General features: G+C 60.1%; 12 protein-coding genes. 5 read left to right on the top strand and 7 right to left on the bottom strand.

Annotation, left to right across the window (positions count from 1 at the left end):
- Positions 1-132: 132 nt before the first annotated feature.
- Positions 133-1,833 carry a 30S ribosomal protein S1 gene (gene rpsA, locus N2599_RS18795; protein WP_022713201.1) on the top strand — a complete coding sequence of 567 codons (1,701 nt, stop codon included), beginning with the start codon at positions 133-135 and terminating at the stop codon, positions 1,831-1,833.
- Between the two features lie 74 nt (positions 1,834-1,907).
- Here rpsA and N2599_RS18790 read toward each other — a convergent pair whose 3' ends face one another.
- The 3 genes from N2599_RS18790 to N2599_RS18780 form a co-directional block, all read right to left on the bottom strand.
- Positions 1,908-3,407 carry a hypothetical protein gene (locus N2599_RS18790; protein WP_027511944.1) on the bottom strand — a complete coding sequence of 500 codons (1,500 nt, stop codon included), beginning with the start codon at positions 3,405-3,407 and terminating at the stop codon, positions 1,908-1,910.
- A 230-nt stretch (positions 3,408-3,637) separates the two neighbouring features.
- Positions 3,638-4,264 carry a ribonuclease D gene (locus N2599_RS18785; RefSeq protein ID WP_027511945.1) on the bottom strand — a complete coding sequence of 209 codons (627 nt, stop codon included), beginning with the start codon at positions 4,262-4,264 and terminating at the stop codon, positions 3,638-3,640.
- Between the two features lie 84 nt (positions 4,265-4,348).
- Positions 4,349-5,158, bottom strand: a complete 810-nt coding sequence (locus tag N2599_RS18780) for a MerR family transcriptional regulator (RefSeq protein ID WP_027511946.1) — start codon at positions 5,156-5,158, stop codon at positions 4,349-4,351.
- A 204-nt stretch (positions 5,159-5,362) separates the two neighbouring features.
- On the opposite strand from N2599_RS18780, the gene N2599_RS18775 reads away from it, so the two are divergent.
- Both N2599_RS18775 and N2599_RS18770 read left to right on the top strand, forming a co-directional pair.
- The gene (locus N2599_RS18775) at positions 5,363-6,643 is read left to right on the top strand and encodes a 4-aminobutyrate--2-oxoglutarate transaminase (protein ID WP_027511947.1); all 1,281 of its coding nucleotides are present in this window, start codon (positions 5,363-5,365) and stop codon (positions 6,641-6,643) included.
- 20 nt (positions 6,644-6,663) lie between these two features.
- Positions 6,664-8,145 carry an NAD-dependent succinate-semialdehyde dehydrogenase gene (locus tag N2599_RS18770; protein WP_027511948.1) on the top strand — a complete coding sequence of 494 codons (1,482 nt, stop codon included), beginning with the start codon at positions 6,664-6,666 and terminating at the stop codon, positions 8,143-8,145.
- 46 nt (positions 8,146-8,191) lie between these two features.
- On the opposite strand, the gene N2599_RS18765 is transcribed toward N2599_RS18770, so the two are convergent.
- Positions 8,192-8,401, bottom strand: a complete 210-nt coding sequence (locus tag N2599_RS18765) for a SlyX family protein (protein ID WP_027511949.1) — start codon at positions 8,399-8,401, stop codon at positions 8,192-8,194.
- 168 nt (positions 8,402-8,569) lie between these two features.
- Between N2599_RS18765 and uxaC the strand changes: the two genes are divergently transcribed.
- Together uxaC and N2599_RS18755 are read left to right on the top strand one after the other, a co-directional pair.
- A complete protein-coding gene (gene uxaC / locus N2599_RS18760) occupies positions 8,570-9,985 on the top strand; it encodes a glucuronate isomerase (protein WP_027511950.1) in 1,416 nt (471 codons plus the stop codon).
- Positions 9,982-11,436 carry a mannitol dehydrogenase family protein gene (locus N2599_RS18755; protein ID WP_027511951.1) on the top strand — a complete coding sequence of 485 codons (1,455 nt, stop codon included), beginning with the start codon at positions 9,982-9,984 and terminating at the stop codon, positions 11,434-11,436. Before uxaC ends, N2599_RS18755 begins: the two co-directional genes overlap by 4 nt.
- Before the next feature lie 107 nt (positions 11,437-11,543).
- On the opposite strand, the gene N2599_RS18750 is transcribed toward N2599_RS18755, so the two are convergent.
- The 3 genes from N2599_RS18750 to N2599_RS18740 all read right to left on the bottom strand — a co-directional run bounded on the left by N2599_RS18750 (position 11,544) and on the right by N2599_RS18740 (position 16,017).
- On the bottom strand, positions 11,544-13,994 hold the full coding sequence (locus N2599_RS18750; RefSeq protein WP_027511952.1) for a GcvT family protein: 2,451 nt from the start codon (positions 13,992-13,994) through the stop codon (positions 11,544-11,546).
- A 1-nt stretch (position 13,995) separates the two neighbouring features.
- Entirely contained in the window at positions 13,996-14,871 is an 876-nt protein-coding gene (locus tag N2599_RS18745; RefSeq protein ID WP_027511953.1) for a phosphotransferase, read from the bottom strand.
- A 69-nt stretch (positions 14,872-14,940) separates the two neighbouring features.
- Complete coding sequence (locus tag N2599_RS18740; protein ID WP_027511954.1) at positions 14,941-16,017, bottom strand: ABC transporter ATP-binding protein; 1,077 nt, start codon at positions 16,015-16,017, stop codon at positions 14,941-14,943.
- Positions 16,018-16,028 lie beyond the last annotated feature (11 nt).

The raw sequence follows: 16,028 nt of genomic DNA, 5'->3' as shown, positions 1-16,028 counted from the left end.
AAAGCCTGAAATTCCGTCCAAGCGCCGGATTGCTTCCTTGCAGGGAAGCGGACTGGGTTCAGGCCCGTTCAACACGAACCAACCGGCGCATACGTTGGCCTTGTCAGTATCAAAGGTCACGCAGGAGATTTTATGTCAGTAGCTACTCCCTCTCGCGAGGATTTCGCGGCCCTTCTCGAAGAGTCCTTTGCCAAGAACGATCTGGCTGAAGGCTATGTCACCAAGGGCATCGTCACCGGCATCGAAAAGGATGTCGCCGTTGTCGACGTCGGCCTGAAGGTCGAAGGCCGCATCGCGCTCAAGGAATTCGGCGCGAAAGCCAAGGACGGTTCGCTGAAGGTCGGCGACGAAGTCGAAGTTTATGTCGAGCGCATCGAAAACGCGCTTGGCGAAGCGGTTCTGTCGCGCGAGAAGGCTCGCCGCGAAGAAAGCTGGATCAAGCTTGAAGCCAAGTTCGAAGCCGGCGAGCGCGTCGAAGGCGTGATCTTCAACCAGGTCAAGGGCGGCTTCACGGTCGACCTCGACGGTGCGATCGCCTTCCTGCCGCGTTCTCAGGTCGATATCCGCCCGATCCGCGACGTTTCCCCGCTGATGCACAATCCGCAGCCCTTCGAAATCCTCAAGATGGACAAGCGTCGCGGCAACATCGTGGTTTCGCGCCGTACGGTTCTGGAAGAATCCCGTGCCGAGCAGCGTTCTGAAATCGTTCAGAACCTTGAAGAAGGTCAGGTTGTCGACGGCGTCGTCAAGAACATCACCGATTACGGTGCATTCGTTGACCTCGGCGGCATCGACGGCCTGCTTCACGTCACCGACATGGCATGGCGCCGTGTGAACCATCCGTCCGAAATCCTGAACATTGGCCAGCAGGTCAAGGTTCAGATCATCCGCATCAACCAGGAAACCCACCGCATCTCGCTCGGCATGAAGCAGCTCGAGAGCGATCCGTGGGATGGCATCCAGGCCAAGTATCCGGAAGGCAAGAAGATTTCCGGCACCGTCACGAACATCACCGACTACGGTGCGTTCGTTGAGCTGGAGCCGGGTATCGAAGGCCTGATCCACATTTCGGAAATGTCCTGGACCAAGAAGAACGTACACCCCGGCAAGATCTTGTCCACGAGCCAGGAAGTCGAAGTCGTCGTTCTCGAGGTCGATCCGTCCAAGCGCCGTATTTCGCTCGGCCTCAAGCAGACGCTGGAAAATCCGTGGGCAGCATTCGCCCGTAACCATCCGGCTGGCACTGAAGTCGAAGGCGAAGTCAAGAACAAGACCGAATTTGGTCTGTTCATCGGCCTCGACGGCGACGTTGACGGCATGGTGCACCTCTCCGACCTCGACTGGAACCGTCCAGGCGAACAGGTCATCGAAGAGTTCAACAAGGGTGACGTCGTCAAGGCTGTCGTTCTCGATGTTGACGTCGAAAAGGAGCGCATCTCGCTCGGCATTAAGCAGCTCGGCAAGGATGCAGTTGGCGAAGCCGCGGCTTCCGGCGACCTGCGCAAGAATGCAGTCGTTTCCTGCGAAGTCATCGCGGTCAACGACGGTGGCATCGAAGTGAAGCTCGTCGACCACGAAGACATCACCTCGTTCATCCGCCGCGCAGACCTCTCGCGCGACCGCGACGAGCAGCGTCCGGAACGCTTCTCGGTTGGCCAGGTTGTTGACGCCCGCGTCACCAACTTCTCCAAGAAGGACCGCAAGATCATGCTGTCCATCAAGGCTCTGGAAATCGCAGAAGAGAAGGAAGCTGTCGCTCAGTTCGGTTCATCCGATAGCGGTGCTTCGCTCGGCGACATCCTTGGCGCGGCTCTGAAGAACCGCGGCGAGTAATCGCTACAAGCCTTTCGAAATGAAGGAACCCGCCGGAGCGATCCGGCGGGTTTTTTGTTTGTTTGAAGTGCCTACTATTCCCAGCCGGCCATGCGCTGGTAGAGCGCGTAAACCGGATCGGCGACGGTGTCGCCGGATGCTCTTGCATCGACCTGGGGCAAATCCTCCGGCGCGACGCCTTCCGCTCGTTGTTCGCGTTCGCCCTCCGCGTCCTGATGCTCGCTGCCGGTGTTGGCTTGCTGCTCGCCCTCGGAGCCACTGCCTTCGTAGTCGCGGCGATGCATTTCGCCGTCACGGCGTTCGTTGCCATCTTTGGCGAACTGGTAAGGATGCTGGGCGTACGGCATCCCGTCAATTGGCTTCAGCAAACCTGACTTCTGCGCGGCCTCGACAATATCGGCAGGAAGAACCTGCGGCTGCGCCACGATTTCTTTCTGTTGACGAATGATCTGCAGGGCATCGGCAACCGGCAACGGGGCAGTCACCTCTGTGTGATGCAGCTTCGCGGGGATCGCGGCCTCGGGAATATCCGCCTGCACCAGTTCTTCCCTTGCTGCCGCTTCTGCGGCCACCGCCTCGATTGTCTCTGGCGCGGCTGCCAGATCTTCCAGGGGTGTCGACGTTTGCTGCTCGCCGATAATGGCGACGATGAGTTCCGACGCTTCTTCAGTCATCGAGGCAAGAACACCGGTCCAGACCCTCGGAATGACCGGTTCCGTATGGTCGGAGTGCACCGCCGCCATGCGAGCTTCAATGTCTATTGCCTCGTCGATCAGCTTCGGCGTATCCGCCGAAGCTGGATCTTCGGCCTGCAGATCAACCGCGTCGCGGAATTCAAGAGGGTTGTGCTCTGCGCGCGCAGGCTCGTCAAACGCCGCCTCGACGATTTTGACCGGCTGCTCTGCCAATTCGGCAATGAGCACAGCTGGCGCAAGCGGCAGCACTTTCTTGGTTGGCGGGGACGCCTGAGCTTCCCGTGCGGGCGATTGCTGCGCCTTTGCGATTGGCAGCAGTTTTTCTTCCTGGATTGGAATGTTTGGCCGTGGGTCCGGGCGCAGAGGCGAAGCGTCGTTCTGGCGATAGGAGCGAACGACGGCGCGAGCCGCCAGGTCACGATCCTTATAACGGTTCGTCTCCAGATAGACGATCACGCGGGCTGCTTCCGGACCGGCCGGATTCTTCAGCGCCTCGGCAATCAACCGCAGCGGCAGGGTATGGCCCTCGTCCGCAAGTTGAGTTTCGATCTCGTTGATCCGGGCAGCCGGAAGCTTCTGGATGGCTTCTGCGAGGCGCGCTGCAAAAACGAGGTTGCTTTCCTGTTCCCGGCGCGGCAGCGGCAGCGCGCGGGAGGCGGCATTGATGGCATCGAGCAGCGCATCAAACATGCGCTCGCGAGCGGCTGCGAGAAGGATATTGAGCTTGCCGGCAATCGCTGAATTGAGGTCTGTGGCTTCGACGGCCTGGACAGGGGTCGGCGCAACGACCGAGCGGCCGAGCCCGCTGGCAACGATCACCGCGGTCTGGCCGTGGGAGGAAAGGCTTGTGTTCGACGATGCACGAACCGGAGTCAACATGGTATGCTCCTTCTTTCACAAAGTGACGATGGAAGCAGATCACAAGAGAACCGCGCTCATCCGGCCCCTCGCATTCTCCCGCAGATCCTCCGGTCCGCATGGCGCATCATCGCGCCGTCGAATGCATAAAAATTAGCGATAATCTTACTTAAGACTCGTTAATAAAACGCTAACGGCCGGGGACAAAATCCCGGTCCAGCCGCCGCGGTCATGTTCTGGCTTTGAAGACTTCAGCTATGGGCAAAGATATCGGCCTCTTCCCAGCCGAGCAGATCGAGCTTCGCGCGGGTTGGCAGGAATTCGAAGCAGGCATTCGCATGGTCGATGCGGCCGTCGCGGACCAACCGCTCGGTCAGCTTGTCGCGCAACGCATGCAGGTAGAGCACATCGGAGGCCGCATATTCGAGCTGCGCCGGCGACAGGGTCGCCGCTGCCCAATCCGACGATTGCTGCGCCTTGGAGATGTCGACGTCGAGCATTTCCTTGAGATTGTCCTTCAGGCCGTGGCGATCCGTGTAGGTGCGGCATAGGCGCGATGCGATCTTGGTGCAGAAAACCGGCACCGTGGTGACGCCGAAGGTATGGAACAACACGGCGATATCGAAGCGGCCATAGTGAAAAATCTTCTGGCGAGCCGGATCCTTGAGCATGGCGACGAGGTTCGGCGCTTCCTTCTGTCCGGCAGCAACGCGGATGACATCGGCGGTGCCGTCACCTGGCGAAAGCTGCACGACGCAGAGCCGGTCTCGGCGCGGCACGAGGCCGAGCGTTTCGGTATCGATGGCGATCGCGCCGGTGTACCGGTCGGCATCCGCCGAGGAAATATCGCCTTCGTGGTAACGGATGGTGGCGGCCATGGCTGTCTCTATCGTTTCAATGTCTCACGTCGCGCTATAGCGCAAAGGGATGCGGGGCGATACCCGCTTCGGCCCGGCGGATGATCAGAATGTCGGCGGCGTGTTGATCCACAGAAGCACGGTCTCGCCATCATGGCGATTACGCCAGGAGTGATAACGACGGCTTTCGAAATAGAGCGAGTCGCCGGGTCCGAGATCGAAGAACTGGTCGGAATCGAGAACGAGTTCAAGGCGGCCGGAAAGCACATGCATGAATTCTTCGCCTTCATGCCGGTAGGCGCCTTCGCTGGCAGCCCCCGGTGCCAGCACGAAACGATGGCAATCCATCATCCGTCGGCCTTCCGCCAACAGTTGCACCGTGACACCGGGCGTCGTCTGCGGCCAGGTGCGCCATTCGCCGGAGCGGACGATTGCGGGAACGTCTTCGCTCTCCTCGCCGGAAAGGCGGGAGACAGTGGTGCCGTAATATTCCGCAAGGTCGTGCAGCGTCTTGAAGCTGACGCCTTGTGAGGTACGCTCCAGTGTCGAGAGCGTGGAAGAGGTAATGCCCATGTCACCGGCAACTTGATCAAGCGTCTTGCCTGCGGCATGGCGAAGGCTTCGCAGCTTGCGGCCGATATCGGAAGTGCCGATACTCTCGACGTTTTCGGCAAGTGGCTCTTCATTCTCGAGCGCCTCGCGGATTGCCGCCGGATTGAGGCCGCGCCCGACCCGATACCACGAAATCCGTTTCAGGCGAGCGACATCTTCGGCGCTATATTGCCTGTGGCCCGTCTCCGAGCGACCGGGGACAAGCAGGCCCTGGCTTTCCCAAAGGCGCGCCGTGGAGGCGGAAATGCCTGCCAACCTTGCCGCTTCGGCCACCTTGTAGCGCACCGGACCGTTATTGTTCATCAACCAATAAATCCCTGATTCCGTTTTGTTTTGGGCGCTCTGCGCCGTCAGGACCTTTTGGCGCGAGCATCCATCAAAAAGCGTGATGTTTGAAGCAAAAAATGCCGCTTGATTTCTTGCAGGAAAAATGTAGGACTTTTCTACATATCTTGCAGAAGTTATGCAAGATAATTCCTTGGCCCTTTCCAGCGCAGGAGCGCAATGATGAACGCGATCACCCTCACGGACCGGAAGAATGCCGCGATTTCGCGCGGCGTCGGCATGACCACGCAGATTTACGCCGACCGAGCGGAGAATGCCGAAATCTGGGACAAGGAGGGACGCCGCTACATCGATTTCGCAGCCGGTATCGCGGTCCTCAACACCGGCCACCGCCATCCGCGGGTGATCGCCGCGGTAAAGGATCAACTCGATCACTTCACTCACACCTGCCACCAGGTCGTGCCCTATGAAAGCTACGTGCATCTGGCCGAGCGTCTGAACGCATTGACCCCCGGCAACTTTACCAAGAAGACAATCTTCGTGACCACAGGTGCCGAGGCCGTCGAAAATGCCGTGAAGATTGCGCGTGCTGCGACCGGCCGCTCCGCCCTCATCGCCTTTGGCGGCGGCTTCCACGGCCGCACCTTCATGGGCATGGCGCTGACCGGCAAGGTGGTGCCTTACAAGGTCGGTTTCGGCGCGATGCCGGGCGACGTCTTCCACGTGCCCTTCCCGGTTGAACTGCATGGCGTGACCGGCGAGCAGTCGCTTGCCGCCCTGAAAAGGCTTTTCGCGGCCGATGTCGATCCGCAGCGCGTGGCGGCTATCATCATCGAGCCGGTTCAGGGCGAAGGCGGCTTCTATCCAGTACCGGTGGCCTTCATGAAGGCGCTGCGCGAGCTTTGCGACCAGCACGGCATTCTGCTGATTGCCGACGAAGTGCAGACAGGCTTTGCGCGTACCGGTACGATGTTTGCGATGGACCATCATGAAGTTGCTCCCGACCTGATGACCATGGCGAAGAGCCTTGCCGGCGGCTTTCCGCTGGCTGCCGTCACCGGCCGCGCCGAAATCATGGATGCGCCAGGCCCTGGCGGCCTTGGCGGCACCTATGGCGGCAATCCAATCGGCATCGCGGCTGCGCATGCCGTGCTCGATGTCATCAAGGACGAGGATCTCTGCAACCGCGCCAACCAGCTCGGCAGCCGCCTGAAGCAACGGCTGGAATCGCTGCGCGACAAGGTGCCGGAAATCGCCGATATTCGCGGCCCTGGCTTCATGAACGCCATCGAGTTCAACGACAAGGCGACGAAGCTGCCGAGCGCGGAGTTTGCGAATAAGGTTCGCCTGATCGCGCTGGAAAAAAGTCTCATTCTTTTGACCTGCGGCGTGCACGGAAACGTCATCCGTTTCCTTGCCCCGATTACCATCCAGGACAATATTTTCATCGAAGCGCTCGATATCCTCGAAGCCTCCATCCTTGAAGCAAGTGCGGGCAAGTAACCACCCTCGGAGTAAATGACATGGCATTCACGACTGCACTGACCAAGCATGTGCCCTTTTCCTCGCCGTTCCTCCGCGACTGCGGGTACATCAACGGCGAATGGACGAAGGGCGAAGCAACGAGAATTTTCGATGTCCTGAACCCGGCAACGGGCGAAGTGCTCGCGTCGTTGCCGGACATGGGTGCTGCCGACACCCGCAAAGCGATCGACGCTGCCTATGCTGCGCAGCCTGCATGGGCAGCACGCCCCGCGAAGGAGCGCAGCGCCATCCTGCGCAAATGGTTCGACCTGATGGTTGCCAACGCCGATGAGTTGGCGGCGATCCTGACGGCGGAAATGGGCAAGCCGTTTCCTGAAGCGCGCGGCGAAATCCTCTATGCCGCCGCCTATGTCGAATGGTATGCCGAGGAAGCCAAGCGTATCTATGGCGAAACGATTCCCGCGCCCTCCAATGACAAGCGGATGATCGTCATCAAACAGCCGGTCGGTGTCGTGGGTACCATCACGCCCTGGAATTTCCCGGCGGCGATGATCACCCGCAAGATCGCTCCGGCGCTTGCTGTCGGCTGCACGGTGGTTTCGAAGCCGGCCGAGCAAACCCCGCTTTCGGCGATCGCGCTTGCGGTTCTCGCAGAGCAGGCCGGTGTTCCCACCGGCGTCTTCAACGTCATTGTCGGTGAGGACGGTCCGGCGATCGGCAGGGAGCTTTGCAGCAACGACAAGGTGCGAAAGATCAGCTTCACCGGATCGACGGAAGTCGGCCGCATTCTGATGCGCCAGTGCGCCGATCAGATCAAGAAAGTGAGCCTCGAGCTTGGCGGCAACGCGCCGTTCATCGTCTTCGACGATGCTGATCTCGATGCCGCCGTCGAAGGCGCGATCGCCTCGAAATACCGCAATGCCGGTCAGACCTGCGTTTGCGCCAACCGGCTCTACGTCCAGTCAGGCGTCTATGACGCATTTGCGGCCAAGCTGGGCGCAAAGGTCGAAGCCATGTCCGTCGGGGACGGCTTCGAGGCGGGCGTCACGATCGGCCCGCTGATCGATGCGCAGGGCCTTGCGAAGGTCGAAGATCACGTCAGCGACGCGCTTTCCAAGGGCGCCAAGGTGCTGACCGGTGGCAAGCGCATCGAAGGTGCCGGCACCTTCTTCACGCCGACGGTTCTGACCGGCGTCGCCCGCGGCATGAAGGTGGCGCGTGAGGAGACCTTTGGTCCCGTAGCCCCACTCTTCCGCTTCGATACCGTCGAAGAGGTGATTCAACAGGCGAATGACACCGAGTTCGGCCTTGCGGCCTATTTCTTCGCCGGCGATCTGAAGAAAGTCTGGAAGGTTGCCGAAGCACTGGAATACGGCATGGTCGGCATCAATACCGGCCTGATGTCCACCGAGACGGCACCCTTCGGCGGCGTCAAGCAATCCGGGCACGGCCGCGAAGGTTCGCGTCACGGTGTGGATGACTACCTCGAAATGAAATATCTCTGCATCGGCAATCTCTGAACCGAACGCAAAAGGACGCCACGCACGGCGCCCTTTTTTCTGCCGGTCAATAGTGCGGCGGGCGCGTAATCGGCGGGGCTTCGAGGGAATGCTCCTCGAGCGACAGAAAGCGCTCCGTCAGCCGGTCGAGCTTGGTGCGCATCTGCTCGACCACCTTCCATTGCTCCGCGAGTTGGTCGGAAAGCTCATCGATCGTCTTTGCCTGATGGGCGACCATTTCCTCAAGTTTGGTGATTTGACCTGCTTCGTCAGACATTGGTTTTCTCCCGGCAATTGCTCCCTTTCCAAAGCGGAAATAGGTCTTTGCGTCAATGCTTTCGAGGTTCGCGAAGAACGATTCCGAAAGTGAACCGTTTAGTTACTAATAGGGCTTGCCGTCCTTGCTCAGGTGGGGTAGGCCCTGTGCTATCAGGGAGGAAATCTGATGGATGTAGGAAAAGGCCTTCTTCATCCGGACCGGCTCTTTCCGGCCGATCCGGCAACGCGGACCATCGCACGCGACCTTTACGAGACGGTTCGCAATCTGCCGATCGTCAGCCCGCACGGACACACCGAACCCTCATGGTTTGCCGAGGACAAGCCTTTCGAGGATGCGGCTTCGCTGCTTGTCATTCCCGATCACTATCTTTTTCGAATGCTACACAGCGTCGGCGTTAAGCTCGACGACCTCGGCGTGCCGCGGCTCGACGGCAAGCCGGTGGCATCGGGCCGGGCGATCTGGCGGGCCTTTGCGGCGCAGTATCACCTTTTCCGCGGCACGCCATCGAGCCTCTGGGTCGATCATGCGATGTCGTCCGTTCTTGGCTGCGACGAACCGCTGACGCCGGATAATGCCGATAAGCTTTATGACCACATCAACGCACAATTGGCGCTTCCCGAGTTCCGCCCGCGCGCGCTGCACAAGCGCTTCGGGATCGAAACGATTGCGACGACGGAAGGCGCGCTCGATCCGTTGACGCATCACCAGAAGATGGCGGCGGAGGGCTGGATCGGCCGCGTGCGCACCACGTATCGGCCGGACAGTGTCACCGATCCAGATGCCGTCGGCTTCCGCGCTAATCTCCTGCAATTCGGCGAGATCACCGGCGCCGATGTTACCCGGTGGGATGGGATGGTCGATGCGCACCGCAAGCGCCGCGCCTATTTCCGCCAGTTCGGAGCGACAGCCACGGACCATGGCGTGCCGACGGCCTTTACCGCCGATCTCCCGCTTGCTGACAAGCAGGCGCTGCTCGACACAGCGCTGAAAGGCCCTCTTTCTTCCGCAGATGCCGAGCTCTTCCGCGGCCTGATGATGACGGAGATGGCCGGACTCTCCGCCGAAGACGGTATGGTGATGCAAATTCATGCCGGCTCGCGCCGAAACACCGACGGCGGGCTTTTCCAGACGCGCGGCCCGAACATGGGCGCTGATATTCCGACACGCACGGACTGGGTCGGCGGCTTGAACGCCCTGCTTTCGAAACACGGCCACGCGCCGGGTCTCAGGGTTCTGCTCTTCACACTCGACGAGACGACCTATGCCCGGGAACTGGCGCCGATGGCCGGACACTGGGAGTGCCTGATGATCGGCCCGCCCTGGTGGTTCTATGACAGCCCGAACGGCATCCGCCGCTATCTCGACCAGGTCGTTGAAACGGCAGGCTTTGCCAATCTCGCCGGCTTCAACGACGATACGCGGGCACTGCTTTCAATCCCCGCCCGCCACGACGTCTGGCGCCGCGAGGTCTGCCGCTTCCTGGCGCAGCTCGCAGTGGAGCACCGGATTTCAAAGAAGGACGCCGAAATCGTGGCCCGCGAGCTTTCTTATGACAATGCGAAAAAGGCGTACAAACTGTGACGGAGCGACTGCAAAACCTGACCGGCCTTGCGCCGACGGCAAAGCTTCCGGCCTATGACCGGAGCAAGCTGAAAAGCGGCATCCTGCATCTCGGCCCCGGCGCCTTCTTCCGTGCGCATTTTGCGCCCTTTACTGATAAGGCACTTGCAGCCACCGGCGGCGAATGGGGCATTGAAGTCGCAAGCCTGCGCACCGCAGATGTTGCGGATCACCTGAACGAGCAGAACGGCCTCTATACGATGCTGATCCGTGATACCTCGGGAACGACAGCGCAGGTGATCGGCCCCATCCTGAAGGCGCACGTCGCAACGCGTGATCCGGCAGGGCTGCTTGAGCGGTTGGAAGATCCGGCAATCCGCATCGTCAGCTTGACAGTGACGGAGAAGGCCTATGGTCTGGATACCCTTACCGGGGGTCTCGATCTCAACCATCCTGACATCGCCGCCGATCTTATCCATCCGCATACGCCGCGCGGCGTTGTCGGCTATCTTGTCGAAGGGCTGTCCCGGCGGCGGAAAAAGGGGATCGCACCCTTCACGGCGCTCAGCTGCGACAACCTGCCAAGCAACGGCGCAGTCCTCAAGCGTCTGGTTCTCGAATTCGCGAGCCGTGTCGATCCTTCGCTGCACGACTGGATCGAACAGAAGGTGCCCTTTCCCTCCACGATGGTGGATCGCATCACCCCGGCCAGTACAGACGTTACCTATGCCGATGCCGAGCGCCTGACTGGGCGCCAGGATCTCGCGGCAATCGAAACCGAACCCTTCACGCAATGGGTAATCGAGGACCATTTCGCCAATGGCCGCCCGACCTGGGAGAAGGCTGGTGCGTTGATGGTCGAAGAGGTTTCGGCTTACGAGAAGATGAAGCTTCGGATGCTGAACGGGGCGCATTCCCTGCTCGCTTATCTCGGATATATAGGCGGCTATGAATATGTCCGCGATGTTATGGAAGATGCCGGATTGGCAGCGCTTGCGCGACGGCACATGAGCGCGGCAGCTGCGACCCTGGATCCCGTTCCAGGGATCAATCTCGAGCACTATGCGGACGAACTCATAGCACGCTTTGCAAATAAGGCGATCGCGCACCGCACCTATCAGATCGCCATGGACGGGACGCAGAAACTGCCGCAGCGTCTGCTGGAGCCGGCAACGGAAGCCCTTGCTCAAGGCGGCAAGGCGGAGACTTATGCAATCGCAGTCGCTGCCTGGATGCGCTACGCGCTGGGCATCGACCGGAACGGCAAAGGCTACGAGTTGCGTGATCCGCGCGCTGGCGAAATCGCGGCTCTGCTTGCAGATGTGCCACGAAACGGCGGCGCCGTGTCAGGGACACTTTTCCACTTGCCAGGGCTCTTTCCGGCAGCATTGACGAAGAATGTCGCGTGGACCGAAGATGTGGCGAACAAGCTGGAGATTTTGATCCAGGACAATAGGCTGCCGTTGATTTGAGTGGTTGGCTCATCCGCAATACCTGATCCTCACCTGTGCTTGTCACAGGATGAGGAGCTTGTGGTAGACGTCCCGTCGACATTTGAGGGACTGCTGAGTGGCGAGAGCTAAACCTTGATGCGCTTCATCTCCGGGTCATAGAGCGGTTTCAGCGAAACCGTGCAGGGGACGCGCTCCCTTGCAACGTCCAGTTCATAAGTTCCCGACAGCACGAAATCCTCAGTCACGCCGTCGGGATTGCGGATGTAGCCGTAGCCGATCGGCTTGCCGATCGTGTAGCCGAAGCCGCCGCTGGAGAGCCAGCCGACGCGCTTTCCATTCCGATAAATGGTTTCGCGGCCGAGTAGGACGGTCTCCGGATCGTCCGGCACGACGCAGGCGAGCACCTTCTTTACGTCACCAGAGAGCTGGCGCTCAATCGCTTCACGGCCGCGGAAGGCCATATTCTTTTTCGTCTTGACGGCCCAGGCGAGTCCCGCCTCGACTGGCGTGTGATCGGGGCCAATATCCAAGCCCCAGGCACGATAACCTTTTTCCAATCGGCAGCTTTCGATGGCACGGTAGCCGGCATTGATAAGGCCGAAATCACGGCCCGCCGCCATCAAGGAATCATAGACTGTCGTTGCATATTCGACGGGGACATGGAGTTCATAGCCCAATTCGCCGACATAGGTGATCCGCAGCGCCCTGACGGGGCAGCCGGCGATGCCGATGGTCTTCACCCGGCTGAACGGAAAGGCGGCATTGGACACATCACTGGCAGTGACTTTCTCGAGGACAGCGCGGGAATTCGGCCCCATCAAGGAAAGAACCGAATAGGCTGATGTCACATCGACAAGCTCGGCCTGCATGTCCGCCGGGATGCTGCGGGAAATCCAATCGAAATCGTGGGTAGCAAAGCCGGTGCCGGTAACGATGTAGAATTCGTTCTCGGCAATGCGAGCGACGGTGACGTCGCATTCGATGCCGCCCCTGTCGTTCAGCATCTGCGTGTAGGTGAGCGATCCGGCCGGCTTGGCGACGTCGTTCGAAGCGATCCACGAAAGGGCGGCCTCCGCATTCCTCCCCTTGAGAACAAACTTTGCAAAAGATGTTTGATCGAAGATGACAGCCGCTTCGCGAACGGCCTTGTGTTCGCGGCCGACGGCATCGAACCAGTTCTGACGGCCATAGGTGTAGACGTCCTTCGGCTCCTCGTTGGCGAAGAGATCGGCAAACCAGTTCGGACGTTCCCAGCCGAGCTTTTCACCGAAGCAGGCGCCTTGCGCCTTGAGGCGATCGTAAAGCGGCGATTTGCGGCAGGGGCGGCCGCTCAAATGCTCCTCGAAAGGCCAGGCCATCGTATAATGCTTGCCATAAGCTTCGAGCGTCCGGGTGCGCACCCAGTCGGTATCGAAGTGGGGGCGGCCGAAGCGGCGGATGTCGACCGGCCAGAGATCGTAAGGCGGCTCACCTTTGGCCACCCACTCGGCAAGCGCCATGCCGGCACCGCCGCCGGAGGCGATGCCAAAGGCATTGAAACCGGCACCGACGAAGAAATTCTTCAGTTCCGGCGCTTCGCCGAGAATGAAATTGCCATCGGGCGTGAAACTCTCAGGCCCGTTCAAGAGTTGTTTGACCCCGGCCTTCTGCAGGCCCGGAACCCGCTCCAACGCCTGTTCCATGATCTGCTCGAAATGATCAAAGTTGCTGTTGAGCAGCGTGTAGTGGAAACCTTCCGGAATACCGTCCACGGCCCAAGGGATCGGGTTCGGCTCATAGCCGCCCATGACGATGCCGCCGACCTCCTCCTTGTAATAGGTCAGACGATCAGGATCACGCAGCGTCGGCAAATTCGACGGGACGCCGAAGGATTCGGTGATGATGTATTGGTGCTCGACGGATACGAGCGGCACGTTGACGCCAAAACGGGCAGCGAAAGCCCGGGTCCATTGGCCAGCGCAGACTACGACGCGCTCGCATTCGATGCGACCCTTTTCGGTGATGACGGCGCGGAGCTTTCCCTTGTCGATGTCGAGGTCGAGGACTTCCGTATCTTCGAAGATCGAGACGCCGGACATGCGTGCGCCTTTCGCCAGCGCTTGCGTGATATCGGACGGGTTGGCCTGGCCGTCGGTCGGTAGATAGGCCGCGCCGACAAGGTCGTCGATCGTCATCAATGGCCAGAGTTCGAAGGCTTCCTGGGGAGTGAGCAACCGCATGTCGAGGCCGAAAGACTGCGCCGTCGTTGCCTGCCGCTTCACCTCCGTCCAGCGCTCCTCATTGCAGGCAAGCCGTAAGCCGCCGTTCATCTTCCAGCCGGTGCCGAGACCTGTTTCAGCTTCCAGTTTCTTGTAGAGATCGACGGAATAGCCAAGCAGCTGGGTGATGTTGGCACTGGTGCGGAGCTGGCCGACAAGGCCTGCGGCATGGAAGGTGGTTCCCGAAGTGAGCTTCTTGCGCTCAAGCAGCACCGTATCCGTCCAGCCAAGCTTGCCCAGATGATAGGCAGTCGAGCAGCCGATGATGCCACCGCCGATGACCACGGCCTTTGCTGTCTTCGGTAATTCCTTCGTCATATTACTGATCCCGTTCAAATGCCTTATAGGCGCGCTTGAAGCGCGCGAGGTTTTCGGCCGTATAGGCGGCGTAGTCGAAATCGATGGTGGAGTGGATTTCCGAGACCATGCTCCACAGCGTCTCGCGCAGCAGCGATGCACACTTCATGGCGTTATAGCGCCGCCAAAGATCCCCCGTCAGCGGCCGGTCGAAATAGGTCTCCAGCATTTGCCGCTCGGCATCTTTCGAGAGTTCGTTGTTCGACGCGAGACCGCCGAGATCAAAAAGCGGCGTGTTGAAGCCCGCGTAGTCCCAATCGATCAGCCAGAGACGCTTGCCGTCATCGAGGAAGTTCGCAGCAAGAAGGTCATTATGGCCGAAGGCGATATCGAAAGGCCCGGCGGCCTGCTCGAGGATTTCGGCCTTTTCGAGAAGCGCTGGCAGCATCTGCGTATAGCCGCTTTCGGCGGCAGTCAGAGTGGCGGCATAGTCGCGGATGACATGGAAAACCCAGAAAATCATCGCCTGGCCGCGGAAATGGCGGGCGACGTGCCGATGGCAGGCGCGGACCAGAGGCACGACGCGCGCGAGCACCCGCACATCCTGGATGTCTGCCGCCGTCAAAGCCCGCGCTTCGATGAAATTGAGGACGAGCACGCCGGGTTCATGATGGATGACTGCGGGTGAAAGTCCCGCGGCGTGGGCTGCCAAGCTCGCCGCAAGCTCGTTGCGGCGGTTAATGTGGTGGATCGCGATATCGTCACCGAGGCGCACGACGCGGCGGCAAGCGCGATCCGTTACGAGATAGTTCCGGTTGGTAATGCCGCCGGCAATCGGTGCAATTTCGATCGGGCCCTGCCAGATGCCAAGTGCATGAATCCTATCTTCAGGCGTCACGCTTTCCCCCTCGCAACCCGCCCTCGAAGGATGGGCCAGAGCAGGCTTAGCTGTCAAGCAGCACAGGCTTTATATCGTGGCGCCCGAAGCCGCGAAGACGTGACAGCGAGCGGGGTCGAAAGAGGCCGTCACATTCGCGCCGCGCTCGACCTTCTGCTGGCCATCCAGAGCCACCGTCATTTGCTGACTGTCCGGTGTCTTCGTATAGAGCATGGTGGCTCCGCCGAGGTGTTCGACCAGGTCGATATTGACGGTCGCAAGTGCAATACCACCATCGGCCACCGACAAGTGTTCCGGACGGATGCCGAAGGTAACCTCCTGACCGGCCGAACCTTTCAGGCGGCGCGGCAGGCGGATCGAACCGCCGCAGACGTTGATCGTCGTGTCACTGTCATTGACCTGCTCGATCTTCGCCTTCAGGAAATTCATCTTTGGGCTGCCGATGAATCCTGCGACAAAGCGATTTGCCGGATTGTTGTAGAGGTCGAGCGGAGCTCCGACCTGCTCGATGCGGCCCGAATTCAGCACAACGATCTTGTCCGCCATGGTCATGGCTTCGACCTGGTCGTGCGTGACGTAGATCATCGTGTTGCCGAGATTGCGGTGCAGGCGGGAAATTTCGACGCGCATCTGGACGCGAAGTTCCGCATCAAGGTTCGACAGCGGCTCGTCGAAAAGGAAGATGCGCGGTTCACGCACGATAGCGCGGCCGATCGCGACGCGCTGGCGCTGACCGCCAGACAAAGCCTTCGGCTTGCGCTCCAAGAGCTTTTCGATCTGCAGGATTTCAGCGGCACGGCGCACCTTCGGCTCGATCTCAGCCTTCTTGTAGCCGGCCGTCTCCAAACCGAAGGCGAGATTTTTGTAGACCGACATATGCGGATAGAGCGCATAGGACTGGAAGACCATGGCGATGCCGCGCTTGGCAGGCGCCACTTCGTTCATGCGCTCGTTGTCGAGCAGCAGGCCGCCGCCGGAAATCTCCTCCAGGCCCGCAATCATACGCAGCAGCGTGGACTTGCCGCAGCCGGACGGGCCGACGAAGACCACGAACTCGCCGGGATCGATCGTGAGGTCGATGCCATGGATGACATCCAGCGACCCGTAGCGCTTTTCGACCTTCTGAAGAACGACACCTGTTGCCATCTTCTAAACCC

Origin of the sequence: Rhizobium sullae, from assembly GCF_025200715.1 — a bacterium.
GTDB classification, from domain to species: Bacteria; Pseudomonadota; Alphaproteobacteria; order Rhizobiales; family Rhizobiaceae; genus Rhizobium; species Rhizobium sullae.
This window is presented reverse-complemented; position numbering and strand designations above follow the sequence as displayed.